At 67.3% G+C, this 25,026-nt stretch carries 24 protein-coding genes and 1 pseudogene; 17 read left to right on the forward strand and 8 right to left on the reverse strand.

Annotated features, from left to right (window positions below):
• Nucleotides 1–6: 6 nt before the first annotated feature.
• Nucleotides 7–804 (reverse strand): SDR family NAD(P)-dependent oxidoreductase, encoded by a 798-nt coding sequence (locus ACYRGX_RS04060; protein ID WP_473055335.1) that lies wholly within the window; start codon nucleotides 802–804, stop codon nucleotides 7–9.
• 110 nt (nucleotides 805–914) lie between these two features.
• On the opposite strand from ACYRGX_RS04060, the gene ACYRGX_RS04065 reads away from it, so the two are divergent.
• The 11 genes from ACYRGX_RS04065 (at nucleotide 915) to ACYRGX_RS04115 (ending at nucleotide 12,047) form a co-directional block, all read left to right on the forward strand.
• Entirely contained in the window at nucleotides 915–1,865 is a 951-nt protein-coding gene (locus ACYRGX_RS04065) for a GlxA family transcriptional regulator (protein ID WP_473055336.1), read from the forward strand.
• A gap of 77 nt (nucleotides 1,866–1,942) precedes the next feature.
• On the forward strand, nucleotides 1,943–3,526 hold the full coding sequence (locus ACYRGX_RS04070) for a sigma-54 interaction domain-containing protein (protein ID WP_473055337.1): 1,584 nt from the start codon (nucleotides 1,943–1,945) through the stop codon (nucleotides 3,524–3,526).
• A gap of 211 nt (nucleotides 3,527–3,737) precedes the next feature.
• Nucleotides 3,738–4,280 carry an OsmC family protein gene (locus ACYRGX_RS04075; RefSeq protein WP_473055338.1) on the forward strand — a complete coding sequence of 181 codons (543 nt, stop codon included), beginning with the start codon at nucleotides 3,738–3,740 and terminating at the stop codon, nucleotides 4,278–4,280.
• Between the two features lie 24 nt (nucleotides 4,281–4,304).
• Nucleotides 4,305–5,441 (forward strand): acyl-CoA dehydrogenase family protein, encoded by a 1,137-nt coding sequence (locus tag ACYRGX_RS04080; RefSeq protein WP_473055339.1) that lies wholly within the window; start codon nucleotides 4,305–4,307, stop codon nucleotides 5,439–5,441.
• On the forward strand, nucleotides 5,438–6,775 hold the full coding sequence (locus tag ACYRGX_RS04085; RefSeq protein WP_473055340.1) for an FAD-dependent oxidoreductase: 1,338 nt from the start codon (nucleotides 5,438–5,440) through the stop codon (nucleotides 6,773–6,775). The genes ACYRGX_RS04080 and ACYRGX_RS04085 overlap by 4 nt, the downstream gene beginning before the upstream one ends.
• Before the next feature lie 27 nt (nucleotides 6,776–6,802).
• Complete coding sequence (locus ACYRGX_RS04090; protein WP_473055341.1) at nucleotides 6,803–8,188, forward strand: CmpA/NrtA family ABC transporter substrate-binding protein; 1,386 nt, start codon at nucleotides 6,803–6,805, stop codon at nucleotides 8,186–8,188.
• A gap of 10 nt (nucleotides 8,189–8,198) precedes the next feature.
• Nucleotides 8,199–9,050: a nitrate ABC transporter permease gene (ntrB, locus tag ACYRGX_RS04095; RefSeq protein WP_473055342.1), complete on the forward strand. Its 852-nt coding sequence runs from the start codon at nucleotides 8,199–8,201 to the stop codon at nucleotides 9,048–9,050.
• The gene (locus tag ACYRGX_RS04100; protein ID WP_473055343.1) at nucleotides 9,040–9,948 is read left to right on the forward strand and encodes an ABC transporter ATP-binding protein; all 909 of its coding nucleotides are present in this window, start codon (nucleotides 9,040–9,042) and stop codon (nucleotides 9,946–9,948) included. The genes ntrB and ACYRGX_RS04100 overlap by 11 nt, the downstream gene beginning before the upstream one ends.
• Before the next feature lie 26 nt (nucleotides 9,949–9,974).
• Nucleotides 9,975–10,424: a cyanase gene (cynS, locus tag ACYRGX_RS04105; protein WP_473055344.1), complete on the forward strand. Its 450-nt coding sequence runs from the start codon at nucleotides 9,975–9,977 to the stop codon at nucleotides 10,422–10,424.
• Between the two features lie 6 nt (nucleotides 10,425–10,430).
• Nucleotides 10,431–11,249 (forward strand): sulfite exporter TauE/SafE family protein, encoded by an 819-nt coding sequence (locus ACYRGX_RS04110; RefSeq protein ID WP_473055345.1) that lies wholly within the window; start codon nucleotides 10,431–10,433, stop codon nucleotides 11,247–11,249.
• A gap of 9 nt (nucleotides 11,250–11,258) precedes the next feature.
• A complete protein-coding gene (locus ACYRGX_RS04115) occupies nucleotides 11,259–12,047 on the forward strand; it encodes an MBL fold metallo-hydrolase (RefSeq protein WP_473055346.1) in 789 nt (262 codons plus the stop codon).
• 14 nt (nucleotides 12,048–12,061) lie between these two features.
• On the opposite strand, the gene grxC is transcribed toward ACYRGX_RS04115, so the two are convergent.
• Together grxC and ACYRGX_RS04125 are read right to left on the reverse strand one after the other, a co-directional pair.
• The gene (gene grxC, locus ACYRGX_RS04120; protein ID WP_473055347.1) at nucleotides 12,062–12,301 is read right to left on the reverse strand and encodes a glutaredoxin 3; all 240 of its coding nucleotides are present in this window, start codon (nucleotides 12,299–12,301) and stop codon (nucleotides 12,062–12,064) included.
• On the reverse strand, nucleotides 12,298–12,834 hold the full coding sequence (locus ACYRGX_RS04125; protein ID WP_473055348.1) for a carboxymuconolactone decarboxylase family protein: 537 nt from the start codon (nucleotides 12,832–12,834) through the stop codon (nucleotides 12,298–12,300). Before ACYRGX_RS04125 ends, grxC begins: the two co-directional genes overlap by 4 nt.
• 136 nt (nucleotides 12,835–12,970) lie before the next feature.
• Here ACYRGX_RS04125 and ACYRGX_RS04130 point away from each other — a divergent pair, with 136 nt between their 5' ends.
• Nucleotides 12,971–13,795 (forward strand): AraC family transcriptional regulator, encoded by an 825-nt coding sequence (locus ACYRGX_RS04130; protein WP_473055349.1) that lies wholly within the window; start codon nucleotides 12,971–12,973, stop codon nucleotides 13,793–13,795.
• 24 nt (nucleotides 13,796–13,819) lie between these two features.
• Here the strand turns inward: ACYRGX_RS04130 and ACYRGX_RS04135 are convergent, their stop codons facing one another.
• The gene (locus ACYRGX_RS04135; RefSeq protein ID WP_473055350.1) at nucleotides 13,820–14,467 is read right to left on the reverse strand and encodes a TetR/AcrR family transcriptional regulator; all 648 of its coding nucleotides are present in this window, start codon (nucleotides 14,465–14,467) and stop codon (nucleotides 13,820–13,822) included.
• A gap of 85 nt (nucleotides 14,468–14,552) precedes the next feature.
• On the opposite strand from ACYRGX_RS04135, the gene ACYRGX_RS04140 reads away from it, so the two are divergent.
• From ACYRGX_RS04140 to ACYRGX_RS04150, 3 genes are read left to right on the forward strand one after another with little or no spacing between them, the layout of a single operon-like run.
• Nucleotides 14,553–16,046 carry a flavin-containing monooxygenase gene (locus tag ACYRGX_RS04140; RefSeq protein ID WP_473055351.1) on the forward strand — a complete coding sequence of 498 codons (1,494 nt, stop codon included), beginning with the start codon at nucleotides 14,553–14,555 and terminating at the stop codon, nucleotides 16,044–16,046.
• The gene (locus tag ACYRGX_RS04145) at nucleotides 16,043–16,960 is read left to right on the forward strand and encodes an alpha/beta fold hydrolase (protein ID WP_473055352.1); all 918 of its coding nucleotides are present in this window, start codon (nucleotides 16,043–16,045) and stop codon (nucleotides 16,958–16,960) included. Before ACYRGX_RS04140 ends, ACYRGX_RS04145 begins: the two co-directional genes overlap by 4 nt.
• The gene (locus ACYRGX_RS04150) at nucleotides 16,957–17,790 is read left to right on the forward strand and encodes an SDR family NAD(P)-dependent oxidoreductase (protein WP_473055353.1); all 834 of its coding nucleotides are present in this window, start codon (nucleotides 16,957–16,959) and stop codon (nucleotides 17,788–17,790) included. Before ACYRGX_RS04145 ends, ACYRGX_RS04150 begins: the two co-directional genes overlap by 4 nt.
• A 161-nt stretch (nucleotides 17,791–17,951) precedes the next feature.
• Here ACYRGX_RS04150 and ACYRGX_RS04155 read toward each other — a convergent pair whose 3' ends face one another.
• The gene (locus ACYRGX_RS04155) at nucleotides 17,952–18,485 is read right to left on the reverse strand and encodes a Dps family protein (RefSeq protein ID WP_473055354.1); all 534 of its coding nucleotides are present in this window, start codon (nucleotides 18,483–18,485) and stop codon (nucleotides 17,952–17,954) included.
• Between the two features lie 125 nt (nucleotides 18,486–18,610).
• Complete coding sequence (gene rep / locus ACYRGX_RS04160; protein ID WP_473055355.1) at nucleotides 18,611–20,620, reverse strand: DNA helicase Rep; 2,010 nt, start codon at nucleotides 20,618–20,620, stop codon at nucleotides 18,611–18,613.
• Nucleotides 20,621–20,823: 203 nt separating this feature from the next.
• Here rep and ACYRGX_RS04165 point away from each other — a divergent pair.
• Nucleotides 20,824–21,876, forward strand: a pseudogene (locus ACYRGX_RS04165) (Cache 3/Cache 2 fusion domain-containing protein); the annotation flags it as partial.
• Between the two features lie 132 nt (nucleotides 21,877–22,008).
• Nucleotides 22,009–22,731, forward strand: a complete 723-nt coding sequence (locus tag ACYRGX_RS04170) for a methyl-accepting chemotaxis protein (protein ID WP_473056630.1) — start codon at nucleotides 22,009–22,011, stop codon at nucleotides 22,729–22,731.
• 48 nt (nucleotides 22,732–22,779) lie between these two features.
• Here ACYRGX_RS04170 and ACYRGX_RS04175 read toward each other — a convergent pair whose 3' ends face one another.
• Together ACYRGX_RS04175 and argH are read right to left on the reverse strand one after the other, a co-directional pair.
• Nucleotides 22,780–23,517, reverse strand: coding sequence for an amino acid ABC transporter ATP-binding protein (locus tag ACYRGX_RS04175; RefSeq protein WP_473055356.1), 738 nt, complete (start codon nucleotides 23,515–23,517; stop codon nucleotides 22,780–22,782).
• Complete coding sequence (argH, locus tag ACYRGX_RS04180) at nucleotides 23,514–25,016, reverse strand: argininosuccinate lyase (protein WP_473055357.1); 1,503 nt, start codon at nucleotides 25,014–25,016, stop codon at nucleotides 23,514–23,516. The genes ACYRGX_RS04175 and argH overlap by 4 nt, the downstream gene beginning before the upstream one ends.
• Between the last annotated feature and the right edge of the window lie 10 nt (nucleotides 25,017–25,026).

Genomic DNA, 25,026 nt, shown 5'->3' on the forward strand with positions numbered 1-25,026 from the left:
TCCTTCTCAGTGAGTGGCGTAGCGGGGTGCGGGGACGTTGCTCGACAACTGCTTGGCCAGCGCCAGGCGCTGAGCCTCGTAGGCTTGCCATTGGCCGAGGTCGTGCAGGGAGGGAATGGAGATCGCTTCGTCGCGCGCATAGTCGAGCAGGGCAGCGTCGACCAGTTGCTCGGCGCGCATGACGATGGCCGGGTCCAGGTGTTCCAGCGGCAGGCCACCGGTGGCCCAGAATTCCGTGGCAGTGGCGCCCGGCAGCACCGCCTGGACCTGCACGCCCTTGTCTGCCAGTTCGTGCCGCAGGGACTGGCTGAAGGCGGTGACGAAGGCCTTGCTGCCGCCGTAGACGCCGTTGAGGATCTCCGGCGCGAGGCTGACGATGGAGGAGATGTTGATGATGCCGCCGTGGCCGCGGGCGACCATGCCCGGCACCGCCGCGTAGGTCAGGCGCGTCAGCGCGGTGACGTTGAGTTCGATCATCCGGGTCATCTGCTCCACGTCGCTTTGCAGCAGCGGCGTGTGCGTACCGATGCCGGCGTTGTTCACCAGCAGGGTGATGCTGGCGTCCTCGCGCAGCTTGGCCTCCACCTGCGCCAGTCCGGCGCGCTCGCCGAGGTCGGCCGCGAGCACCTCGACTTCTCGCCGGGTGTCGCTGGTGATCCGCGTGGCCAGTGCGTTCAGGCGTTCACGGTTGCGGGCAACCAGGATCAGGTCATAGCCGCGCTGGGCGAGGCGTTCTGCGTAAAGGGCGCCGATGCCCGAAGAGGCGCCGGTGATCAGGGCGGTACCGAGTGCTTGAGTGGACATGCTGTGCTCCGTTTGGCGCTATCGATTGGGGTGGAGCCATCATGCGTGGACTGGCGAATGTCTCAAATGACGTTTAAGGTGTGTTTTTGAGACATTGCAGGAGAGGCGCGATGCATCGGGTGGGCTATCTGTTGGCGGACGACTTCCAGGTGATGTCGCTGGCCTCGCAAACGGTCTTCGAATTCGCCAACCGGGTGGCGCAGGCGCCGTTCTATGTGATCGAGAATTTCTCGGCAAAGGGCGGCCTGGTGCGCTCCTCCCTGGGGATGTGCGTGGAAACCCGTGCCTTCGGCGCTCCGGGGCTTGCCGATACCTGGATGGTCGCCGGGGTCAACGATCCGCTGACGACCTCCGCCGATTCCGACACGCTGGCCTTCGTGCGCCTCGCCGGTAGCCAGGCGCGGCGGGTCGCGGGGGTCTGTACCGGCGGTTTCGTGCTGGCCCAGGCCGGCTTGCTCGACGGTCGCCGGGCGACCACCCACTGGGCCTATGCCAAGGCCCTGCAGCGGCTGCATCCCGCGGTGCGGGTCGAGGAAGACCGCATCTTCATCACCGACGGCCCGATCTGGACCTCTGCCGGCATGACCGCGGCGCTGGACCTGGCGCTGGCGATGGTGGAGAAGGATCTGGGCGCGGAGGTCGCGCGTTCCGTCGCGCACAAACTGGTCATGCACCAGCGGCGTTCCGGCGGCCAGTCGCAGCATTCGGAAATGCTCGCGCTGGCGCCCAAGTCCGATCGCATTCAGCAGGCGCTGAACTATGCCCGCCAGCACCTGCAGCGGGCGTTGAGCGTCGAGGAACTGGCCGAGCAAGTTCATCTCAGCCCGCGTCAGTTCACCCGCGTATTCACCGCCGAGACCGGCCAGTCGCCGGCCAAGGCCATCGAGAGCCTGCGTCTGGAGGCGGCACGGTTGATGGTCGAGCAGAGCCGCCACAGCCTGGATGCCATCGCCCGGGAGACCGGCTTTCGTGATCGACGGCACATGCGTGAGGTCTTCCTGCGCGGCTTCGGCATCCCGCCTCAGGCGTTGCGCCGTGAGGTGCGCAGCCTGCCGGCCTAGCGCGATGCGGCAGCTTGCCTCACCTCGCAAAATCACGCCTACTTTGGCATCCATGCCGTGCGATGCGAGACATGCCGATGACCAGCAGTGACAAGGAACCCGAGGACTCACCGGTCTACTGGCGAGCCCAGGAGATGCTCCTGCTGCAGCAGGTCACCACGCTCGCCGGGCGTGACTTCGCGCCGGAGGGGGTGCTGCGCGAGATGTTGCACCTGCTTTCCGAACTGCTCGGGCTGAACCGTGGGCGCATCGTGCTGCTCGACGAAGCCGGGCTGCAGGGGCGTATTCGCTATGCCTACGGCCTGACCCAGGACGAGATCGGCCGTGGCTGCTATGCGCTGGACGAGGGCATCACCGGCAAGGTGTTGGCGCGCGGGCAACTGATCATCGTCCAAGACATCGACAACGACCCGCTCTTCCTCGGGCGCATGGTCGAGCGCCGCAACCTGCCGCCCGGCACGGTCTCCTACATCGCGCTGCCGATCCAGATCGGCCAGCGCACCATCGGCGTGTTGGCCTGCCACCGGATTCGCCGGCGCAACCGGCCGTTGGCCGACGACCTCACCATCCTGCGTATTCTCGCCACCTTCGCCGGGCAGATCCTGCATCTGCAGGAACACCTGCGGGAGAAGACCGAGGCGCTGGAGCAGCGCAACACGCTTCTGGCGCGGGCGCTGGAGACCCGTACCAGCCGCTACGGGATCATCGGCAGCGCGCCACAACTGCTGCGCGCGTTGTCCGAGCTGGAGCGGGTCGCCGATGCCTCGGCCAGCGTGCTGTTGTTGGGCGAGTCGGGGACCGGCAAGGAGCTGTTTGCCCGCGCGCTGCACCTGTCCAGCCCGCGCCGGGACAAGCCTTTCATTCGGGTCAACTGCGCGGCGATCCCGGACACGCTGTTCGAGTCCGAGCTGTTCGGCTACGAGCGTGGCGCCTTCACTGGTGCGCAGAGCGCGCGTGCCGGCTGGTTCGAGCAGGCCGACGGCGGCACCATCTTCCTCGACGAGATCGGCGAGCTGCCGCTGGCGATGCAGACCAAGCTGCTGCGTACCCTGCAGGAAGGCACCCTGACGCGCCTGGGCGCCAAGCGCGAACTGCGCATCGACGTGCGCCTGGTGGCGGCGACCAACCGCGACCTGGAGCTGGAAGTGGCCGCCGGCAGCTTCCGCCAGGATCTCTACTACCGGCTCAACGTCATTCCCATCCGCCTGCCGGCGCTGGCCGAGCGGCGCTCGGACATCCCGGCGCTGGTGCTGCATTTCCTCAATCACCTCAACCAGGTCAACCAGCGCAATGTCAGCCTCAGCACCGAGGCGATCAAGCGCCTGCAGCGGCATGCCTGGCCCGGCAACATCCGCGAGCTGTCTAACGTCGTCGAGCGCATGGTGTTGCTGGCCGACCATCCGCTGCTGAGCGCCGCCGACGTCGAGCGCTTCCTGCCCCAGGAAAGCGAGGTGGCCACGTCGCCCATGGCAATGCCCGAGCCACTGGCGGCCTATGGCGACACGGTCAGGCCCTACGTGTCGGTCGCTTCTCATAGCGCCGATGCCTTGCGCCAGGCGCTGGCGCGCAGCGGCGGCAACAAGTCGCGCGCTGCGCAGGCCCTGGGCATGACCGCCCGGCAGTTCCACTACCGCTGGCAGAAGCTGGTCGCGCAATCCTGAGAAAACACTTTGTCGACATTGTCGACAAAGTGTTTTCCGCGGCGGTCTGCGGCAACCTGTCACGGTCGCTGTGACGTCGTGTCGCTGTCTCTTAATTCATTGAAAATAAAAGATAAAAAATAAATTAACGGCCATTGGCACAGCGGTTGCTCTTCTCCTTCGCAAGCACATGACATTGCGTCGGCCCCGCCGACAGGACCTGGAGAGCAGCATGAACGCACCCGCCACCGTGAAAACCCACCTTCGCCCGATCGACCGCGACGGCCTGCTGGCCTTCGCCGAAAAGGGCCGCAACAACCCCGGCAGCCGTGGCACCAACAAGGTCCACACGGTCATGCAGGGCATGTACCGCAGCCTCAGCTACGTCGGTGATCACGAGCCGGTGGTGGTCGACGAACCCCTGCATCTGTTTGGCGAGGACACCGCGCCCGCGCCCGGCGAGATCGTCCTCTCCGGCCTGGGCGGTTGCCTGGCCGTCGGTATCACCGCGGTGGCCACCTGGAAGCAGGTGAAGCTGAGCAAGCTGGAAATCTTCCTCGAGGCGGACATCGGCAACCCGGCCGCCTGGGGCGCCGGTGGCGCGCCGATGCAGCCGGAGCAGATGGGCTTCCAGGAAATCCGCGTGAAGGTCCTGGTCGAGGGCGATGCCAGCCGCGAAGTGCTCGACGAGATCGTCCAGCAGGCCAATTTCTACTCGCCGGTGGCCAACAGCATGCGCAATCCCATCGCGTTCAGCATCGCCCTGGCCGACTGAAGCCGCGCCCCGCAGGAGACCGCCATGAACAGCGTTGCCGCCTCCATCGCCGGGTTCGCCCCCGGCGCGAACGAACCCTCCCTGCTCGAGCGGGTGTCGGCGATTGCCCGCGGCCCGCTGGCCGAGGCCGCCAATCGCATCGACCATGGCCATTACCCGCTGGAGATCATGGCGAACCTGGCCCGGGCCGGCGCTTTCGGCGCCCACCTGGAGTGCAATGGCGCCGACTTCGGCCAGGCCCTGGCGGCCACCGGCGAGATCGCCCGCAGCTGCGGTTCGACGGGCTTCCTCGCCTGGTGCCACAACGTCTGCGGCTTGTATCTGGAGCAGTCCGGCAACCCGGCGCTGCTGGCGCGCCTGGGCGGACACGTCGAGGGCCGCAGCTTCGGCGGCACTGCCCTGTCCAACCCGATGAAGGCGATGGCCGGGATCGAGCCGATGCTGCTGCGGGCGCAGACGGTGCCCGGCGGCTACCGGGTCAGCGGTTCGCTGCCCTGGGTCAGTCACATCGCCAGCGGGCAGTATTGCGGCGCCATTGCCAGCGTGCTGCGCGGCGATGGCAGTCGCTCCCACGAGATCATGTTCCTGCTCGATCTGGATGAGCGCGTCGAGTTGCGTCCCTGTCCGGAATTCTCCGGCATGGAGGGCACCAGCACCTGGGGCATTCGCCTGACCGAGCACTTCATCGGCGAGGATCAGCTCATCGCCGATCCCGCCGGACCCTTCGTCGAGCGCGTGCGCGCGGCCTTCATCCTGCTGCAGGTGGGGATGGCCACCGGGCTGGTGCAGGCCAGTCTGGATGCGATGCGCGAGGTCGAGCCGGTGCTCGGGCACGTCAACCAGTTCCTGCATGATCGCCCCGAGGTCCTCCAGGCCGAGTTCGACGAGCTGGGCGAGCGCGTTGCCGGGCTGGTGCGCACGCCCTACGAGACCAGCAAGGACTTCCTCCTCGATGTGCTCGATGCCCGCGTGCAGGGCGCCGAGCTGGCCCTGCGCGCGACCCAGTCGGCGCTGCTGCACCAGGGCGCGCGGGGCTATCTGCTCAGCGCCGGGCCGCAGCGGCGCATCCGCGAGGCGCACTTCGTGGCGATCGTCACCCCGGCAATCAAGCACCTGCGCTACCAGATGAACCGCCTGATGCAGGAGGCGCAGCCAGCATGAGCGCCACGACCCGAGCCTGGCGACAGTTCATCTGCCGCGCCTGCGGGCTGATCTACGACGAAGCCCTGGGCGACCCCGACAGCGGGCTGGCACCCGGCACCCGCTTCGAGGACATTCCCGACGACTGGGAGTGCCCGCTGTGCGGCGTCACCAAGCTCGACTTCGAACCCTACGTGATGCGCGAGCCGGCCAGCGCGGTGGCGATGCCGGTGGGCGTGCAGGAGACCGGCATCGTGGTGGTCGGTGGCGGACTCGCCGGCTGGTCGGTGGTCGAGGCCATTCGCGCCCTCGACGAGCGCACACCGATCACCCTGGTGAGCGCCTGCAAGGGCGACCTGTACCACAAGCCGGAGTTGTCCGTGGCCCTGAGCCGCGGGCAGGATGCAGCCAGCCTGGTGCGCGAGCGCGCCGTCGATGCCGCGCGACGATTGGGTGTGCGCCTGTTGCCGGAGACCTTCGCGGTCGGCCTGTCGCCACGCCTGCACCAGTTGCGGACCACCCGCGGCAACCTGCACTACACCCGTCTGGTGCTGGCCCAGGGCGCGCGCGCCGCGTTGCCGAAGGCCCTGCCCGCGGCGCTCTGCTGGCGGGTCAATCACCTGCAGGGCTGGGCCGCGCTGCAGGCGCGCCTGGCCGAGCGCGGCGGGCAGCAGGTGGCGGTGATCGGCGGCGGGATGATCGGCTGCGAGATCGCCGAGGACCTGGCACGCGCCGGGCATCGTGTCAGCCTGCTCGACCGCCAAGCGCAGCCACTCGCCGCACTGCTGCCCGAGGTCGCGGCCCAGCGCCTGCGTGCTGCCCAGGAGCAGCTCGGCATCGACTGGCGCGGTGGCGTGGAAGTCGCCTCGCTGGTCGCACTGGCCGATGGCCGCAAGCGCCTGACCACCCACTGCGGCCAGCAGTTGGAGGTCGACCAGGTGATCGCCGCCACCGGCCTGGTTACCGAGCCGCGCCTGGCACGCCTGGCGGGCCTGGCGTTCGCCCGCGGCATCGCCGTCGATCCGGCGACGCTGCAGACCAGCGACGCGGACGTCTACGCGCTGGGCGACTGCATCAGCCTGGACGGAGTGCCCTGTCGTTTCATCGAGCCGATCGCCCGCCAGGCTCGCGCCATCGCCGCGCACATCGCCGGCGAGACGGGCGCCGAGTACCGCCACAGCGCTCCGCTGATTCGCCTCAAGTCCACCTCGCTGCCCATCGTGCTGCAGGGCCTGCCGCGCGCCGAAGGGCACTGGCACGTGGTGGAGCAAAGCACGGGCCTGCTGCTCATGGAGCAGCGGCTGAATGGTGTGAACCTCGCAACGTTGCGCGTCGGACGCGCCGCTGCGGCATGAATGCATGACCCACAGGAGGGTACCCGAGTGAGCGACGAGAATGTCTTCCGCCCCTATTCCAGGCACACCACCCTCACGGGTTGCGCTTGCGGCAAACACGCCAGCGCCGAGGAACACGACCAGGCCGAACGCCAGGCACGCCTGCGCGACAGCGAGCGCCTGTCGCGGGATTTCGTCGAGGCGGCCGCGGTGCGCGCGCTGTTTCCCAATGACGTGACGCGCCGCCGCTTTCTCCAGGCGGTGGGCGCCAGCACCGCGATGGCGGCGATCTCCAGTGTGCTGCCGCTCGGCTCGCTGCAGGCGATGGCTGACGAGCGCGGCCCGCTGGAGAAGAGCGATCTGAAGATCGGCTTCATCCCGATCAACTGCGCCACGCCGCTGATCATGGCTGACCCGCTGGGGCTGTATCGCAAGCAGGGGCTGTCGGTGAGCCTGCAGAAGACCGCCGGCTGGGCGCTGGTGCGCGACAACATGCTCAACGGCGAGCTGGACGCCTCGCACATGCTCGCGCCGATGCCGCTTGCGATCAGCATGGGTCTGGGCTCCAGCCCGCAGCCGATGCGCGTGGCCACCATCCAGAACATCAACGGCCAAGCCATCGTGCTGGCGCTCAAGCACAAGGCCAATCGCGACCCGAAGAACTGGAAGGGCTTCAAGTTCGCCATTCCGTTCGAGTACTCGATGCACAACTTCCTGTTGCGCTACTACCTCGCCGAACACGGCCTCGATCCGGACCGCGACGTGCAACTGCGAGTCACCCCGCCGGCAGAGATGATCGCCAACCTGCGCGCCGGCAATATCGACGGATTCTTCGGCCCGGAGCCGTTCAACCAGCGTGCGGTGTACGACCAGATCGGCTTCATCCACGTGCTCTCCAAGGACCTCTGGGACGGCCACCCGTGTTGTTCGTTCGGCGTCTCGGAGGCCTTCATCAAGGCCCATCCGAACACCTTCGCGGCGCTCTACCGGGCAATTCTCGAAGCCGCTGCCATGGCCCAGGACAAGAGCCAGTTGCCCACCATTGCCAAGGCCATTGCCACGCCGAACTACCTCAACCAGCCGGAGACGGTGATCCTCCAGGCGCTTTCCGGGCGCTTCGCCGACGGCCTGGGCGAGGTGCGCAACGAGCCGGAGCGTTCGGGCTTCGACCCGATGCCTTGGTACTCCATGGCCACCTGGATGCTCACGCAGATGAAGCGTTGGGGCTATGTGAAGGCCGACGTCGACTACAACACTCTGGCCGAACAGGTGTTCCTGCTCACGGATGCGCGCCGGCAGATGGCCGCGCTGGGCATGGCCGAGGCGGAGGCGCAGCCGGCCAGCGGCTACAAGCCATTCGAGGTCATGGGCCGCCCCTACGATCCCAGCGACCCGGACGCCTACCTGGGCGAGTTCGCCATCCGCCACGCCTGAGGAGGCCGCGATGAATCCACAACTGCGCTTCAAGGCCGCACTGCTGTCGCTGCTGTTGCTCGCCGTTTTGCTGCTGGTCTGGCAGGCCGCGACCCACAGTAGCGGGCAATCCGCAGAACTGAGTGCCGCCGACGCCGAGTACGCGGCGCTGATGGGCCACAGCGCCGAGGCACCGAAGCAGGACGGCTTTCCCACCCCGGCACAGTTCTTCGCCCTGGCCGGCCAGCAACTGAGCGAGCCGTTCTACGACCGCGGGCCGAACGACAAGGGTATCGGCATCCAGCTCGCCCACTCCCTCGGGCGGGTGGCGCTGGGCTACCTGATCGCACTGCTGGTGGCGATCCCGCTGGGCTTTCTGATCGGTATGTCGCCGCTGCTGTACCAGGCGTTCAATCCGTTCATCCAGGTGCTCAAGCCGATCTCGCCGCTGGCCTGGATGCCGATCGCGCTCTATACCATTCGCGACGCGTCGGTTTCCGCGGTATTCGTGATCTTCATCTGTTCCATCTGGCCGATGCTGATCAACACCGCGTTCGGCGTCGCCGGGGTGCGCAAGGACTGGCTGAACGTGGCGCGCACGCTGGAGGTGTCGCCGCTGCGCAAGGCCCTGTGCGTGATCCTGCCGGCCGCCGCGCCGACCATCGTCACCGGTATGCGCATCTCCATGGGCATCGCCTGGCTGGTCATCGTCGCCGCGGAAATGCTCATCGGTGGCACCGGCATCGGCTATTTCGTCTGGAACGAATGGAACAACCTGTCGCTGGCCAACGTGATCTTCGCGGTCCTGATGATCGGTCTGATCGGGATGCTGCTCGATCTGCTCTTTGCACAACTGCAGAAGAAGGTGACCTATGTCGACTAAGCCCTTCCTCAAGGTCGAAGGCCTGAGCAAGCGTTACCTGGCGGGCCAGCCGGCGGTGTTCGAGAACATCAATTTCCAATTGGAACAGGGCGAGTTCGTCTGCGTGATCGGCCATTCCGGCTGCGGCAAGAGCACCATCCTCAACGTTCTCGCCGGGCTGGAACAGTCCAGTGGCGGGGCGGTGGTGATGGCCGGCAAGGAGGTCACCGGGCCGAGCCTGGAGCGTGGGGTGGTGTTCCAGGGGCACGCGCTGATGCCCTGGCTGACGGTGGAGCAGAACATCGCCTTCGCGGTGAAGTCGCGCCATCCGCAATGGTCGCGGCGGCAGATCGCCAAGCACGGCGCGCGTTTCATCGACATGGTCGGCCTGAGCGCCGCCGCGCAGAAGAAACCGGCGGAGCTCTCCGGCGGCATGAAGCAGCGCGTCGGCATCGCCCGCGCCTTCGCCGTCGAGCCGAAGATGCTGTTGATGGACGAGCCCTTCGGCGCGCTGGACGCGCTGACCCGCGGGGTGATCCAGGACGAACTGGTGAAGATCTGCCAGGCGACCCGACAGACCGTGTTCATGATCACCCATGACGTCGACGAGGCGATCCTCCTCGCCGACAAGGTGATGCTGATGAGCAACGGTCCCCAGGCGCGCATCGCCGAGATCGTGATCAACACCCTGCCGCGCGAGCGCAGCCGCGAAACCATCCACCACGACCCGCAGTTCTACCGCATCCGCAACCACCTGGTGGATTTCCTCGTGCGCCGCTCGCGGAGCATCCAGCAGGGTGAGGAGGGCTGCATCGGCGACCAGCCGCTGATCGTCCGCCCCGGCCTTGACGAGAGCGATCCGCCACCGCCCCCCGATCCGCAGACGCTGCAGCCGCTGCGTCGCATCCATGCTGTCTGAACCCAGTCCAACCGAGGAATCGAACGATGATTAGCGACCGCGTACAAGTCACCCAGATGATCCTGGCCGCCAAGGTCACCCAGGGCATCAAGTGGAGCCAGGCTGCCGAGGCGATCGGCAAGAGCAAGGAGTGGACCACCGCCGGGCTGCTCGGCCAGATGGCCTTCGACAAGCCCCAGGCCGAGACCCTCGGCAAGCTGTTCGGCCTCAGCGACGAGGCGATCGCCTGGCTGCAGATCGTGCCCTACAAGGGCTCGCTGCCCAGCGCGGTGCCGACCGATCCGCTGATCTACCGCTGGTACGAGATCGTCAACGTCTACGGCAGCACCATCAAGGAGCTGATCCACGAGGAGTTCGGCGACGGCATCATGAGCGCGATCGACTTCTCCATGGACATCCAGCGCGAGGCCGACCCGAAGGGCGATCGCGTCAATGTGGTGCTGTCCGGCAAGTTCCTGCCGTACAAGAGCTACTGACGCGCGATGCCGGACGCCGCGCTGTTCGCCGCCGTCGCAGGCACGGTGGTTGGCCTGGGCATGGGTTTGACCGGCGCCGGTGGCGGTGTGCTGGCGGTGCCGGCGCTGACCCTGGGCCTGGGCCTGGCGCCGAGCCAGGCGGTGCCGCTGGGGTTGCTGGCGATCGCCAGCTCGGCCCTGCTCGGCAGCCTAGACGGCCTGCGGCGGGGCCTGGTGCGCTATCGCGCGGCGCTGTGCATGGCCGCCGTCGGCATGTTCACCGCGGTACTGGGCGGCTACCTGGCCCGGGCGCTGTCAGGGGATGCGCTGATGCTGGCGTTCAGCCTGGTGCTGATGTTCAGTGCCCTGCGCCAGGGCGCACAGGTGCTCGCCCCGGAAAGTAGTCCCCAGGGCCCGGCGTCAGCCAAGCCCTGCCGCCTGCTGGCCGATGGGCGCTTCTGCTGGACGCCGAGCTGCTTCCTGCACTTCGGCGCCATCGGTGGCGTGGCGGGGCTGCTCAGCGGCATGCTCGGCGTGGGTGGCGGGTTTCTCATCGTGCCGTGCATGCGCCGCTACTGCGAGCTGGGCATGCAGGGCGTGGTCGCCACCTCGCTGGCGGTCATTGCGCTGGTGTCCCTGGCCGGCGTCGGCCAGGCCGTGCATGCCGGGGTGACGCTGTCCTTCGACGGCCTGGCGTTCATCCTGGCCTGCGTGCTCGGCATGCTCGCCGCACGGGGGCTGGCGCCACGGCTCTCGCCGCGGGCGCTGCAACTGGGCTTCGCGCTGCTGGCCGCAGGCGTCGCCATCGCCCTGGGCGCGCGCAGTGTCACCCATCTGTTTGCTTGAGGAGGCTCCATGGCCGTCGCGGTCCGCTCGTTCTTCGATCCCGTCACCTCGACCTTCACCCATGTGCTGCACGCCGAGGGCCATGCGCCGTGCGCCGTGGTCGATGCGGTGCTCGGCTATGACCCGGCCAGCGGGCGCAGCGAGACTCTGATGGCCGACGAGGTGCTGGCCTACATCCAGCACCATGGCCTGCAGTTGGAGTGGCTGCTGGAAACCCATGTGCATGCCGACCACCTGTCCGCCGCGAGCTACCTGCGCGACCGACTCGGCGGGCGCATCGGCATCAGCGCTCGGGTGCTGGAGGTGCGTGAGGCGTTGGCAGGGCGCTACGGGCCGTTCCACGGACTGCCTTACGACCATTTGTTCGGCGACGACGAGGTGTTTCACGTCGGCCCGTTGCGCGTCCAGGCGTTGGCCGTGCCGGGGCATACGCCGGCCGACCTCGCCTTCCTGGTCGACGACGAGGTGGTGTTCGTCGGCGATACGCTGTTCCCACCGGACGTCGGTACCGCCCGCTGCGACTTTCCCGGCGGCGACGCGCGGGCGCTCTACCGCTCCATTGGCCGCCTGCTCGATCTGCCGGGGAATACCCGTCTGCGCCTGTGCCATGACTACCCGCCCGGCGAGCGAGCGCCGATCGCCGAATGCAGCGTGGCTGAGCAGCGTGCGGGCAACATCCATGTGCATGAGGGCGTGTCCGAGGCGGACTTCGTTGCCGCGCGCCGGGCGCGGGACGCGACCCTGCCGGCGCCGCGGCTGCTCGAAGCGTCCATGCGCGCCAATTTGGGCGGGTACTAAACGACGATGGTTGCTCAGGGATTCAGGCCTCCCGCGCGGTCGAGTGCCAGCAGCTCATCGAAGCCGCCAACATGGTGTCCGTCGAGGTAGATCTGCGGCACCGTACGGCGCCCGCTGCGGGCCACCAGGGCAGCACGCTGCGCGGGGTCGGTGCCGACGTCGATCTCGCTGAAGCTCACCCCGCGGCGCGAGAGCAGTGCCTTGGCCTGCACGCAGAACGGGCAGCCCGGCGCGGTGTATACCTGGGCGCTCATGCCGACACCTCCTCGAGGGGCGCCACCGCCGGGAAGTCTAGCTCGGTACGGGCAACGTTGTTGAGGTAGTTGGTCAGCGTCAGCAGGGCGATCTGTGCGATCACGTCCACCACCTGGGCATCGCTCAAGCCGGCGGCGCGGGCGTCCTCCAGCTGCGCGTCGCTCACCTGGCCGCGGCTCTGGGTCACCTGGCGGGCGAAACGGGCAAGGCCATCCAGGTTACCGCGGCGTGCCTGTTCCAGGCTCTGCGGGTCGAGTCCGGCCTTGCTGCCGGACAGCGAGTGTGCGGCCAGGCAATAGTCACAGCCGTTCACTTCGGAGGCGGCCAGGGCGACGGTTTCCCGTTGTCGTGGGCTGAGAGAGTTCTTGGCCAGAGCCTGGGTCAGCGCCAGATAGCCGTTGAGGGCGGCCGGGGCGTTGGCCAGTGTGGCCAGGGCGTTGGGTACCCGGCCAAAACTCTTCTGGATAGCGGCCAGCGAGGCGCGGGCGGCGTCGGGGGCTTGCTCGATGGAAAGGGGGGCGATGCGGCTCATGGTGGTACTCCTGGATGATCGGCTCAAGGCTGGACTGTGCGCCAGCGTCGAGAGAGATGATCTGCCTACGGGCTTTCCATATGGTGTCTAATCGTCGAGACTATCGTGCAGATCGTCCAAAAAATTGGAGATGACCATGGATCGCCTTTCCGCCTTGCTGGGCCACTTCAGCCTGCGGGCCAGTACCTACTACAGTGGCGGACTGTGTGGCAGCGCGGCCAACGAGGGAGAAGACGGCCGTGGACATCTTCACCTGTTACGCGCAGGGCGGCTGCGGCTGGCGGCGGACAGCCGCCGCGAATACCTGATCGACGAACCGACCCTCATCCTCTTCTGCCGCCCGACTGCCCATGCCTTGCATGCCGATGCGCGGGATCAGGCGCAGGTGGTCTGCGCTTCGCTGGGCTTCGAGGGGGGGAACGAGAATCCACTGACGCTGGCGTTGCCAAGCCCCTTGCTGGTGCCGTTGGCGGCATTGCCGGAAATGAGCGCTAACCTCGACTGGTTGTTCCGCGAGGCCTTTGGCGAGGCCTGCGGCCGCGCCGCGGTGCTCGATCGTCTGTTCGAATTGATCCTGATCCAGGTGCTGCGCCATTTGCTGGACACCCAGGGACTCTCTACCGGCTTACTGGCGGGCCTGGCCGATACCCGTCTGGCGCGGGCGCTGACGCTGATGCACGATGCGCCGCAACAGGCGTGGACGGTGGAGCGCCTGGCGCAAGCCTGCAACCTCTCGCGTGCCGGGTTCGCTGCGCGTTTCCATGAAGTCGTGGGCAGCACGCCGGCGGATTATCTGCTCGCCTGGCGCATTGCCCTGGTGCAGAAGCGCTTGCGCGAAGGGCGTCCCATCGCCCTGATCGCCGACGAGGTGGGCTACGAAAGCGCCTCCGCACTGTCCCGGGCATTTCGCCGCAAGGTCGGCCAGAGCCCCCGTGAATGGCTCAACGGATTGGCCGCCTGAGCGCCCGGAACCCCCGGGAGCCAATCAGCCGCGTAATTGCTCCAGGGTGCCGATGAGCACCTTGAGGGTCGCGGCGACCACCACCTCGCGCGGTGCGGCGTAGCGGCTGCGCACCCACATGATGCCGGCATGGATGACCGCGCCGGCCAGCGAGGCGCCGACGAAGGCCAGCTCACGCGGGTCCGCGGCGGCGAGGGGGCCGCCGTGGCGGGCGATGTGCTCCATCATCAAACCGGCGAACAGGCCCATGTGGCGGTTGTACAACTCGTCCACCCGGGGGCTGACGCCAAGCACCTCGGCGTGGGTGATGCGCGCGAAGTGCGGGTCGCTCATCGCCTCGAAGAAGCAGTCGAGCCCGGCGCGGGCCTGTTCGCGCAGCCCGCCCGGCGTGGCCGCGAGCACCTGGCGCAGATGCTCGCGGTGGGTATCCATCAGGTGCTCGTAGCAGGCGACCAGCAGGTCCTCCATGGTCTCGAAGGACTCGTAGAAGTAGCGGTTGGTCAGGCCGCTGGCGGCCGTCAGCGCCCGCATGGTGGTGGCGTGGTAGCCGATCTCGCCGAACAGCCCGATGCCCGCCTCGATGAAGCGCTGGCGCCTGAGTGCCGCGCGTTCGCTGGCCGCGACCCCGGAATAGGGGCGTTTGCTGGCGGCGATGGGGGGAGCGTCGTTCATGAGGGCGATCCTATCAATTGACAACAGGCGTTGTCACAACCATATTCAACTGACAACAACCGTTGCCACAATGAGGGCGCGAGCGATGAACGATTCACCCGTACCCGAGCGGGATGCCATAGACGTGCTGATCATCGGAGCCGGCATCTCCGGCATCGGTGCCGCCTATCACCTGCAGAAGCACTGCCCGCAGCGCTCCTACGCCATCGTCGAGGCACGCGCGGATCTGGGTGGCACCTGGGACCTGTTCCGCTACCCGGGCATCCGCTCCGACTCGGACCTGTACACCTTCGGTTACGACTTCAAGCCGTGGAAGGAGGACAAGGCCATCGCCGACGGTGCCTCGATCAAGGCATACATCGCCGAGACCGCGCAGGAGAACGGCATCGACCACAAGATCCGTTTCGGCCACCGGGTGGTCGATTGCGACTGGTCGAGCCAGCACCAGTGCTGGCGAGTGACCCTGCGTCGGGAAAGCGATGGCCGGACTCAGGTCATCGAGGCGCGCTGGATCTTCGCCGCCGCCGGTTACTACCGCTACGACCAGGGCTACGCGCCGGGCTTTCCGGGCCAGGAGGACTTCGCCGGGCGCATCGTGCATCCGCAGGCCTGGCCGGAGGAGTTGGACTACACCGGCAAGCGCGTGGTGGTGATCGGCAGCGGCGCCACGGCGGTGACCCTGGTGCCGGCGCTGGCCAAGCACGCGGCGCACGTCACCATGCTCCAGCGCACCCCCAGCTACGTGCTGCCGGTGCCGACCGCGGACCCCATCGCCCGCTGCCTGCGGCCCTGGTTGCCGGAAGACCTCGCCTTCGCCCTGACGCGCCGCTTCAACATCGCCAAGCAGCGCTGGGTGTATGCCTTCTGCCAGCGCTTCCCGCGGCGCGCCCGCAAGATCATTCGCCGCATGAACGCGCGCATGCTGCCCCCCGGTTATCCCGTGGACACGCACTTCAATCCGCCCTACAACCCCTGGGAGCAGCGGCTGTGCGCGGTCCCCGGCGGGGATCTGTTCAAGGTCATTTCCTCGGGGCGGGCGTCGGTGGTCACCGAGCGCATCGCGCGTTTCAACGCCGGCGGGATCGAGCTGTGCTCGGGCGAGCAGTTGGATGCGGACCTCATCGTCACCGCCACCGGGTTGAACCTGCTGCCGCTGGGCGGCATCCGCCCGCGCCTGGACGGTCAGCCCGTGACGCTCTCCGAGTGCGTCACCTACCGCGGCATGCTGCTCAGCGGGGTGCCCAACTTCGCCATTGCGGTGGGCTACACCTCTTCCTCCTGGACGCTGAAGATCGGCCTGCTCTGCGAGCACTTCACCCGCCTGCTGAACTACATGCAGGCGCAGGGGTACGCGGTCTGCACGCCTCGGGCCGATCCGGCGATGGAGACCGAGCCGCTGCTCAACTTCGGCGCCGGCTACGTGCAGCGCTCGCTTGACCAGTTGCCGCGGCAGGGGCGCCGCGAGCCCTGGTCGATGTCCTGGAACTACGCCGCCGACGTCAAGGTGCTGCGCAAGGGGCGGGTCGACGATCCAGCGCTGGAGTTTCTCCCGCCGACGGCGCAGGAGGCTCGCGCATGAGCCTGATGCCGTACGAGGAACGCTTCGCCGAGCTGCCCAACGGCCAGCGCCTGTGCTACGCCGAGCATGGCGATGCGCAGGCGCCGGCGCTGTTGCTGGTGGTCGGCCTGGGGCTGCAACTGAGCTACTGGCCGGCGGCGTTGATCGAGCCGTTGCTGGCGGCCGGGCTGCGCGTGATCCGCTTCGACAACCGCGATGCCGGGCGCTCCTCGCGCTGCGCCACGCCGCATCCGAACCTCTGGCAGCAATTGCGCGGACGTGCGCCGCAGGGCGCCTACGGCCTGGAGCAGATGGCCGATGACACGGCGCTGCTGCTCGACCATCTGGGTATCGCGCAGGCGCATCTGGTGGGCATGTCGATGGGCGGAATGATCGCCCAGGTGCTGGCCTACCGGCATCCGCAGCGCGTCGCCTCGCTGGTATCCATCTTCTCCAACACCGGCGCCCGGCGCATCGGCCAGCCGGCCTACTCGACCCTCTGGCGCATGGCGCGCGCCAGGGCGCCGCGCAGCGAGGCCGAGGCGATCGCGAGCTACGCGGCGATGATGCGCCACATCGGTGACCGCGAGGTGCCGGACATCGAGGCGCAGTGGGCCGAATACGCCGCGCTGGCCTGGCGGCGCAGCGGCGAGCGCGCCGATACCCGCGCGCTGTTCCGGCAGATCGGCGCCATTCTCAAGTCCGCCGACCGCGGCGCGGCGCTGGCCAGCGTGCGGGCGCCGAGCCTGGTACTGCATGGCGATCGCGACCTGATGGTCCATCCGTCCGGCGGCGAGGCGACCGCCCAGGCGATTCCGGGGGCGCGCCACGAAACGCTGCTCGGCCTGCGTCACCAGATCGACGGGCGGCAAGCACCACGCATCGCCCAACGCGTGTTGCAGCACATCCATGCCCGAGGGGAGGTAGCGCCATGAAGTTCGACGAACGTGTCGCCGTCATTACCGGCGCGGCCAGCGGCATCGGCCGCGCCCTGGCCGAACGCCTGGCCCGTGAGGGCTGCCACCTGGCGCTGGTGGATCGCGACGAGGCCGGTCTGGGCGAGACCGCCGCGGCCTTGCCGGCGCGGGATCGGCGGGTCAGCCTGCATGTCGTCGATCTCGCCGAGCCCGAGGCGGTGCGACGGCTGCCCGAGGAGGTGATGCGAGCCCACAGCGCCGTGCATCTGCTGGTGAACAATGCCGGCGTGGCCATCGGCGGCACCTTCGAGCAGGTCGCCAGCGAGGATTTCGACTGGCTGATGCGCATCAACTTCCAGGCCGTGGTCGAGCTCTGCCGTGGCTTCCTGCCGATCCTGCGGGAGCAGCCGGTGCCGACGAAGATCGTCAACCTGTCGAGTCTCTACGGGCTGATCGCGCCGCCGGGACAGACCGCCTACAGCGCCAGCAAGTTCGCCGTGCGGGGTTTCAGCAACGCCTTGCGCCACGAACTGCAGGGGAGTTCGGTGAGCCTGCTGGTGGTGCATCCGGGGGGCGTCGCGACCCGCATCGCGGACAGTGCCAAGGTGCCGCTGGGCGCCGATCCGCTGGAGGTCGAGCAGCATCGGCGGGCGATGAAAAAGCTGTTGAAAATGCCCGCCGAGCGCGCGGCACAGATCATCGCCAAGGCGATCGCCGATGATCGCGCGCGGGTGCTGGTGGGCAGCGATGCACGCCTGGTATCGCTGCTCGAGCGTCTGCTGCCGGTGAACTACTGGCGGCTCATCGAGGCGCTGCTGCGCGGGCGTCAGCCTGGCGCCGGTTCCTAGCGGGTTTTCGGCTCTTCGTAGGGATCTGCCGGGGGAACGGGTACGGATATCCCGGCTTTGCTCAGCGCAAAAAAAGTAGCCCCGCCAGGGGCGGGGCTGGGTCGTCCTCATCAGGCTTGGGCTCCGGTGGGCGAGGCCCGCCGTTCCCTCGGGACGTTCTGTCAGGCCCGAGCGATGCTCTGGGCCAGGAACCAGGCGCGCTCTTCGGCCTGGTCGATCCACTCTTCCAGCAGGCTGGTCGTCGCCACGTCGCGCGCATCGCTGGTCAGCTCGTGGGTGCTGCGCATGTAGGCGGCCAGCGCCTGGTTGTCGGCGTGCAGCTCGGTGAGCATGTCCTGCGCGGAGAGGCTTTCCGCCTCGCTGCTGGCCAGGCGCTTGTTGGCGACGACCTGCTCTACCGAGCGCAGCGACGGTTGGCCGATCTTGCGCGCGCGCTCGGCGATCGGGTCGACGATGGCGAACAACTGAGCGGCCTGGTCGTCGAGCAGCAGATGATACTCGCGAAAGTGCGGGCCGGCGATGTGCCAGTGGAAGTTCTTGGTCTTGAAGTACAGCGCGAACACATCGGCGAGCAGCGTGTTCAGCGCCTTGCCGATGGCCGGCGCCTGCTCGATGCCGGCGGCGTCGGCACCTTGTGCCTTGCTGCGGATCCGTTCGACGTTTTTCAGTTCTTGCTGGGCGGTAGCCTTGGTCATGGTGTCCTCCTTAAATGACTCAAAGCGCTTGCTAGAGCGGGCGCTTTCAATTGGCCTGTGTTCAATAGACCGCAATTTAAGAAAGGTTACTCATGCGTTTTGGCAATCGCCGGAACAGACGCTGACTATCGCTTGAGCATCGCCCGCATCGCCGCCAGGGCATCGTTGCCGCGCGCGGCTTTCTGCTCGACGGGCGCTTCTTCCTGGCCTTCCCAGGCCAGGTCGTCCGGCGGCAGTTCGTCGAGGAAGCGGCTCGGTGCGCAGTCGATCACCTCGCCGTACTGCTTGCGCTTGCTGGCGAAGGTGAAGGCCAGGGTCTGCCGCGCCCGGGTGATGCCGACGTAGGCCAGGCGACGTTCCTCTTCGATGCTGTCGGCCTCGATGCTGGAACGGTGCGGGAGGATTTCCTCCTCCATGCCCATGATGAACACGTAGGGAAATTCCAGACCCTTGGAGGCATGCAGGGTCATCATCTGCACGCCGTCGGCCCCTTCCTCTTCCTCCTGCTGGCGCTCGAGCATGTCGCGAAGAACCAGCTTGGCGATGGCTTCCTCGATCGTCATGCCGCCGTCCTCGTCGCGTTCGAGGATGTTCTTCAGGGCTTCGACGAGGAACCAGACGTTGCTGATGCGAAAGTCCGCCGCCTTGTCGCTGCTGGTGTTCTGGCGAATCCAGTTCTCGTAGTCGATATCCGCGACCATGCCACGCAGGGCGGCGATGGGGTCATCCTGGGCGCACTGCTGGCGCAGCCGGTCCATGTAGCGCTTGAAGCGCGACAGACGCTCGGTGTAACGCGCGTCGAGGTGTTCGGCCAGGCCCAGCTCGTCGCTCGCCTGGTACATCGACAGCTTGCGCTCGGTGGCGTAGTTACCGAGTTTCTCCAGGGTGGTGGAGCCGATCTCCCGGCGCGGGACGTTGATGACCCGCAGGTAGGCGTTGTCGTCGTCCGGATTCACCAGCAGGCGGAAGTAGCTCATCAGGTCCTTCACTTCCTGGCGGGCGAAGAAGCTGGTGCCGCCGGAGAGGCGATAGGGAATCTGGTGGTGCTGCAGTTTCAGCTCCATCAGCTTGGCCTGGTGGTTGCCGCGATAGAGGATGGCGAAGTCCGAATAGGGGCGCTGGGTCTTCAGGTGCAGGGTGAGGATTTCCAGGGCGATGCGCTCGGCCTCGGCGTCCTCGTTCTTGCAGCGGATCACGCGGATCGGGTCGCCGTGGCCCATCTCGCTCCACAGTTGCTTCTCGAAGACGTGGGGGTTGTTGGCGATGAGCACGTTGGCGCACTTGAGGATGCGGCTGGTGGAGCGGTAGTTCTGCTCCAGCATCACCACCTTGAGCGAGGGAAAATCCTCCTTGAGCTGCATGAGGTTTTCCGGCCGTGCGCCGCGCCAGGCATAGATCGACTGGTCGTCGTCGCCGACCACGGTGAACTGCGCGCGCTCGGCGACCAGCAGCTTCACCAGCAGGTACTGGCTGGCGTTGGTGTCCTGGTATTCGTCGACCAGCATGTAGCGCACCCGGTTGCGCCACTTCTCCAGCACCTCGGGGTGCTCCTGGAACAGCTTCACCGGCTGCAGGATGAGGTCGTCGAAGTCGACCGCGTTGAACGCCTTGAGGGTGCGCTGGTAGTGCAGGTAGACCACCGCGGCGGTCTGCTCCTTGGGGCCGCGCGCCTCGGCCAGCGCCTGCTCGGGGAGGATCAGGTCGTTCTTCCAGTTGCCGATGTAGTTCTTGATCTCGTCGACGCCATCGTCGCCGGCGTATTCCTTCTGCATGATGTCCGAAAGCAGCGACTTGATGTCGCCCTCGTCGAAGATCGAGAAGCCGGGCTTGTAGCCCAGGTGGGCGTACTCGCGGCGAATGATGTTCAGTCCGAGGTTGTGAAAGGTCGAGACCGTCAGCCCCTTGCCCTCGCTGCCGCGCAGCAGCGTCGAGACGCGCGCCTTCATCTCCCGCGCGGCCTTGTTGGTGAAGGTCACCGCGGTGATGTACTGGGCACGGATGCCGCACTGCTGGATCAGGTAGGCGATTTTCCGGGTGATCACGCTGGTCTTGCCGGAACCGGCGCCGGCCAGGACGAGCAGCGGTCCGCCGATGTAGTTCACGGCTTCCTGCTGGCGGGGGTTGAGACGGGACATGGTCGGCTTCCGGGTGAAACGAGCCGCGCATTCTAGCAGCCCGCCCCGTGTTAAAAGGCCCAGCATCACGCTCAACTTCCGGCCGGTCCGACCGATAGACTATGGTGTTCCCATCCCCCCTTTTTGGTGACCATATGGCCACTCCCCGTTCACGCATTGCATTGCAACTGGCGCTGACCCTCAGTGCCCTGCTGATTCTGCTCATGGCGCTGAGCACCCTGTGGGCATTGCGCTCGCTGGATACCAGCAACCTCACGACCCGCGAGCAACACCTCGGCAGCGAGGCGCGGTTGGTCGCCGAGCAATTGCAGACCTTCCACGATGGTCTGCTGGTCAGCACGCAACGCTTGTCGGGGCTCTTCGAAAAGCGCTTCTCGGCCGGCCTGCGTCTAGATACCGGTACGCGTATCCAGATCGCCGGCCGGCAGACTCCGGCGCTCTATCTGCAGGATTCCCTCCTCAACGGTGAATATGCCCAGGTTGACGAGTTCCGCGAGTTGACGGCCGGGGTCGCCACGGTATTCGTGCGCGATGGCGACGAGTTGGTGCGTGTCACGACCTCGCTGAGCAAGGAGGACGGCACGCGGGCGGTGGGTACGCAACTGGACCATGCCCATCCGGCCTATGCCCGGCTGCTGGCCGGTGACAGCTACGTAGGGCGCGCGCAGCTATTTGGACGCCTCTACATGACCCAGTACACGCCGGTGAAGGATGCCTCGGGCCAGGTCATCGCGGTGCTTTTCGTGGGTTTCGACTATACCGACGAGCAGCGTGATCGCCTCGCGTCGCTCGGCCGCCTGAGCCTGGGGCAGTCCGGTTTCGTCGCGGTGCTCGACGACAAAGGCGCCTGGCTGGTGCCGCCACCCCGTCCGGTCGAGCCGGCCACGGTGGTCGAGCAATTGTCGGGGCCGCTCGCTACGCCGGGCAGCGGCGCCTACTGGAGCGACGGTCGTGAGTCTTTCTATAGCGTGGGCGCGCGCTTCGAGGACGGCCCCTGGCAGATCCTCGCGACCTTGCCGAAGAGCGAGATCCGCGCGGTCACCTGGCGGGTCGGTGGCGAACTGGCACTGGGCAGTCTGATCGCCCTGGTCCTCGCCATCGGTGCCCTGGTCTGGCTGGTCAGCCGCCGCCTGAGCCCGCTGGGCGAGCTGGTGGAACAGGCGCGCGCGCTGGGCAAGGGCGATCTGAGTGCGCGCCTGACGCTGCAACGGCGTGACGAGATCGGAGACCTCGCCAGCAGCTTCAATGCCATGGCGCAAGCGCTGTCGAACATGGTCTCGGGCATTCGCGAGAGCGCACAGCGGGTCGACGAGCGCGCTCGCCTGGTGGCGGACCTGGCCAATGGCGCGCACGGCTCGGTCGAGCAGCAGGCCGGCGAGGTGACCGGGATGGCGGGGGCGGTGGAGGAGTTCTCCGCCACGTCGGCGGACATCGCCGGCAACATGCGCGCCACCGAGACGCTGGCCAAGGACAACGCCCAGCAGACGCGCATCGGCCAGGGCACCATGGGTGAGGCTTCCGGCGCCCTGCAGCAGATTTCCGGTTCGCTGGAAGACACCGCGCAGGTCATCGGACGCCTGGGCCAGCGCTCCCAGGACATCGGCAGCATCCTCGGCACCATCGCCGCGATTTCCGAGCAGACCAACCTGCTGGCGCTCAACGCCGCCATCGAGGCGGCGCGTGCCGGGGACCAGGGCCGTGGCTTCGCCGTGGTCGCCGACGAGGTGCGCAGCCTGGCCGGGCGTACCCGCGAGGCGACCGAGGAGATCTCCGGGATGATCGGCAATATCCAGGCTGAGGCGGACTCCGCGGTAAGCACCGTGGAACGGGCACGCACGTTGATGGAGAGAGGTCTGGAACTCAACGGCCAGGTGGCGCACGTGCTGCAGCGCATCGCTGACCAGACGGCCTCTGCCGACGAGCAGTTCGCGGCCATCAGCAGCGCAGCGGTGGAGCAGAGCCAGACGGCCGAGCTGCTCAGCCGCAACCTGCAGAGCATCGCCCAGAGCAACGACGAGCAGCGCCACGCCCTGGCCAGCCTGGCGCAGACCGCCAGGGAGCTGGACGAACTGGCTGCCGGGTTGCACGACGAGGTCGGTCGCTTCCGCTAAGCGCGAAAAGGGCACTGCCCGAACACGCAGTGCCCTTTTTACTGACCGTCAGCGCAGAACGCTGGCGAGGAACTGTTGGGTACGTGGGTGTTGCGGCGCGCCGAACAGTTGCTCGGGCTCACCCATCTCGACGATGCTGCCGTGGTCGAAGAACACCACCCGGTCGGCGACTTCGCGGGCGAAGCCCATCTCGTGGGTCACCACCACCATGGTCATGCCTTCACGGGCCAATGACTTCATCACCTCCAGCACGTCGTTCACGGTTTCCGGGTCGAGCGCCGAGGTCGGCTCATCGAACAGCAACAGCTGCGGACGCATCGCCAGCGCGCGGACGATGGCCACGCGCTGCTGCTGGCCCCCGGACAGTTGCGCCGGATAGTCCTGCGCCTTGTGCCGCAGGCCGACGCGGTCGAGCAGGGCGAGTGCCTCCTCCTCCGCCTGCGCGCGCTTGAGTCCGCGTCGGCGGGTCGGCGCCAGGGTCATGTTGGCGATAATGTTCAGGTGCGGGAACAGGGTGTAATCCTGGAACACCATGCCGACGTTGTCGCGCAGCTTGGTCATGGCCTTGCGGTCGCGGGCGTCGATCGGCGTGCCGGCAAACGTCACGCTGCCCCGGCTCGGTGCCTCGAGGTTGTTCAGGCAGCGGATGAAGGTGGATTTGCCCGAGCCGCTGGGGCCGATAATCACCACCACTTCGCCTTCGGCGACATCCAGATCGATACCCTTGACCACCTCGTGCTCGCCGAACTGCTTGCACAGGCCGCGCACCTCCATGAGCGCACTCATCGCTCGGCCAACGCGCGGATGGCTTGGTCGAGGCGGCTGCGCGCGCCTTGCTGGCGCTCACGGCGCAGGCGCGCAGCCTCGCGTTCCAGGGTCAGCCGCGCCTGGGCGGCCTCCAGGGTCGCGTCCAGTGCCGGGCGGCCGGGAGCGCCGGGCGAGCGGCGTGCCTGTACGTTGGCGACCGGTGCCAGGCACTCGCGCACCTTCTCCTCGTCCAGGCCCAGCGGGTGACCGAGCTGTTCCTGGGCGGCGGTGTCGATCATGGCTCCGGTGATCTGGTCGGCATGCTGGCCGGCATCCATCGCCTGGCGTACCACGGCACCGACGATATGGTGGGCCTCGCGAAACGACAGGTCGGCGTCACGCACGATGAGGTCAGCCAGGCCGGTGGCGGTGGAGAAGTCCTCCGCGGCCAGGCGCAGGCCGCGCTCGGCGTTTGGCGTGGCGGTGCGCAGCACCAGCTCCAGCAGCTTCAGGCAGCGCAGCGATTCCTCGGCAGCCTCCCAGAAGCCGCGGGTGCCTTCGCGATTCACTTCGCTGGAGTGGGTGAAGTGAGTGCCCTTGACGGTCATGTTGGCAGCCATCTGCAGGCCGACGATGTGGCCGGTGCGGCCCTTGAGGTATTCGAGGACGACCGGGTTCTTCTTCTGCGGCATGATGCTGGAGGTGCCGCAGACGCTGTCGGGGAACTCGATCAGGCTGAATTCGTGGCTCACCCAGGTGAAATAGTCCTGGCTGACGCGGCTCCAGAACACCGCCAGCAGGCTCAGGTGCGCCATGCTTTCGAGGATGAAGTCGCGCGAGGCGACGGCGTCCAGGGTGTTGTCGATGTAGCCGTCGAAACCCAGCAGTTCGGCGGTGCGCGAGCGGTCGATGGCGAACGGCGTGCCGGCGAAGGCGGCGGCGCCCAACGGGCTCTGGTTCATGCTCTGCAGTGTCGTGGTCAGGCGCTGGCAGTCGCGCTCCAGGGCCTGCGCCACGCCGGCCAGGTAGAACCCGTAGGTGATCGGCTGGGCCGGCTGCAGGTGGGTGTAGCCGGGCATCACCACGTCGGCGAAGCGCCGGGCATTGTCCAGCGTGGCCTGGCGCACGGCGATCAATTGCTCCACCAGCGCCATCAGCACTTCGCGGGCGTTGATGCGGTCCAGCGTGGCGAGCAGGTCGTTGCGGCTGCGGCCGGTGTGCAGACGGCCGCCGATGTCCTCGCCAACCGCTCCGATCAGGTGCGCTTCGTAGTTGAAGTAGGCGTCTTCGCGCTCCGGGTCGAGGCTCACGGCGTCCGGGCCGTCCGCTTCCATCTGCAGAATGCCGCGTGCCAGCACGGCGGCATGCTCGCTGCGCAGCAGCCCGCATTCGGCGAGCATCACCACGTGGGCCTTGTTCACGTCGCCGAGGTTAGCGAACCCCTGGGCGAAACCGGCCAGGCGCGGCAGGTAGATGTATTCGCAGACCTCCGGAGCGGTGGTCTCCTTCAGACGACGACTGACTTTCGATGCGTGCATGTCGATTCTC

Source organism: Pseudomonas sp. R4-15 (assembly GCF_055768815.1).

Bases quoted from the DNA above. Each gene is read 5' to 3' on its own strand.
- ACYRGX_RS04150 (WP_473055353.1), top strand. From the start codon at position 16,957: ATGAAGTTCGACGAACGTGTCGCCGTCATTACCGGCGCGGCCAGCGGC.
- cynS (WP_473055344.1), top strand. From the start codon at position 9,975: ATGATTAGCGACCGCGTACAAGTCACCCAGATGATCCTGGCCGCCAAG.
- ACYRGX_RS04100 (WP_473055343.1), top strand. From the start codon at position 9,040: ATGTCGACTAAGCCCTTCCTCAAGGTCGAAGGCCTGAGCAAGCGTTAC.
- ACYRGX_RS04155 (WP_473055354.1), bottom strand. From the start codon at position 18,485: ATGACCAAGGCTACCGCCCAGCAAGAACTGAAAAACGTCGAACGGATC.
- ACYRGX_RS04075 (WP_473055338.1), top strand. From the start codon at position 3,738: ATGAACGCACCCGCCACCGTGAAAACCCACCTTCGCCCGATCGACCGC.
- ACYRGX_RS04175 (WP_473055356.1), bottom strand. From the start codon at position 23,517: ATGAGTGCGCTCATGGAGGTGCGCGGCCTGTGCAAGCAGTTCGGCGAG.
- ACYRGX_RS04115 (WP_473055346.1), top strand. From the start codon at position 11,259: ATGGCCGTCGCGGTCCGCTCGTTCTTCGATCCCGTCACCTCGACCTTC.
- ntrB (WP_473055342.1), top strand. From the start codon at position 8,199: ATGAATCCACAACTGCGCTTCAAGGCCGCACTGCTGTCGCTGCTGTTG.
- ACYRGX_RS04080 (WP_473055339.1), top strand. From the start codon at position 4,305: ATGAACAGCGTTGCCGCCTCCATCGCCGGGTTCGCCCCCGGCGCGAAC.
- ACYRGX_RS04145 (WP_473055352.1), top strand. From the start codon at position 16,043: ATGAGCCTGATGCCGTACGAGGAACGCTTCGCCGAGCTGCCCAACGGC.
- ACYRGX_RS04070 (WP_473055337.1), top strand. From the start codon at position 1,943: ATGACCAGCAGTGACAAGGAACCCGAGGACTCACCGGTCTACTGGCGA.
- argH (WP_473055357.1), bottom strand. From the start codon at position 25,016: ATGCACGCATCGAAAGTCAGTCGTCGTCTGAAGGAGACCACCGCTCCG.
- ACYRGX_RS04135 (WP_473055350.1), bottom strand. From the start codon at position 14,467: ATGAACGACGCTCCCCCCATCGCCGCCAGCAAACGCCCCTATTCCGGG.
- ACYRGX_RS04065 (WP_473055336.1), top strand. From the start codon at position 915: ATGCATCGGGTGGGCTATCTGTTGGCGGACGACTTCCAGGTGATGTCG.
- ACYRGX_RS04110 (WP_473055345.1), top strand. From the start codon at position 10,431: ATGCCGGACGCCGCGCTGTTCGCCGCCGTCGCAGGCACGGTGGTTGGC.
- ACYRGX_RS04130 (WP_473055349.1), top strand. From the start codon at position 12,971: ATGGATCGCCTTTCCGCCTTGCTGGGCCACTTCAGCCTGCGGGCCAGT.
- rep (WP_473055355.1), bottom strand. From the start codon at position 20,620: ATGTCCCGTCTCAACCCCCGCCAGCAGGAAGCCGTGAACTACATCGGC.
- ACYRGX_RS04060 (WP_473055335.1), bottom strand. From the start codon at position 804: ATGTCCACTCAAGCACTCGGTACCGCCCTGATCACCGGCGCCTCTTCG.
- ACYRGX_RS04170 (WP_473056630.1), top strand. From the start codon at position 22,009: ATGGCGGGGGCGGTGGAGGAGTTCTCCGCCACGTCGGCGGACATCGCC.
- ACYRGX_RS04125 (WP_473055348.1), bottom strand. From the start codon at position 12,834: ATGAGCCGCATCGCCCCCCTTTCCATCGAGCAAGCCCCCGACGCCGCC.
- ACYRGX_RS04140 (WP_473055351.1), top strand. From the start codon at position 14,553: ATGAACGATTCACCCGTACCCGAGCGGGATGCCATAGACGTGCTGATC.
- ACYRGX_RS04085 (WP_473055340.1), top strand. From the start codon at position 5,438: ATGAGCGCCACGACCCGAGCCTGGCGACAGTTCATCTGCCGCGCCTGC.
- grxC (WP_473055347.1), bottom strand. From the start codon at position 12,301: ATGAGCGCCCAGGTATACACCGCGCCGGGCTGCCCGTTCTGCGTGCAG.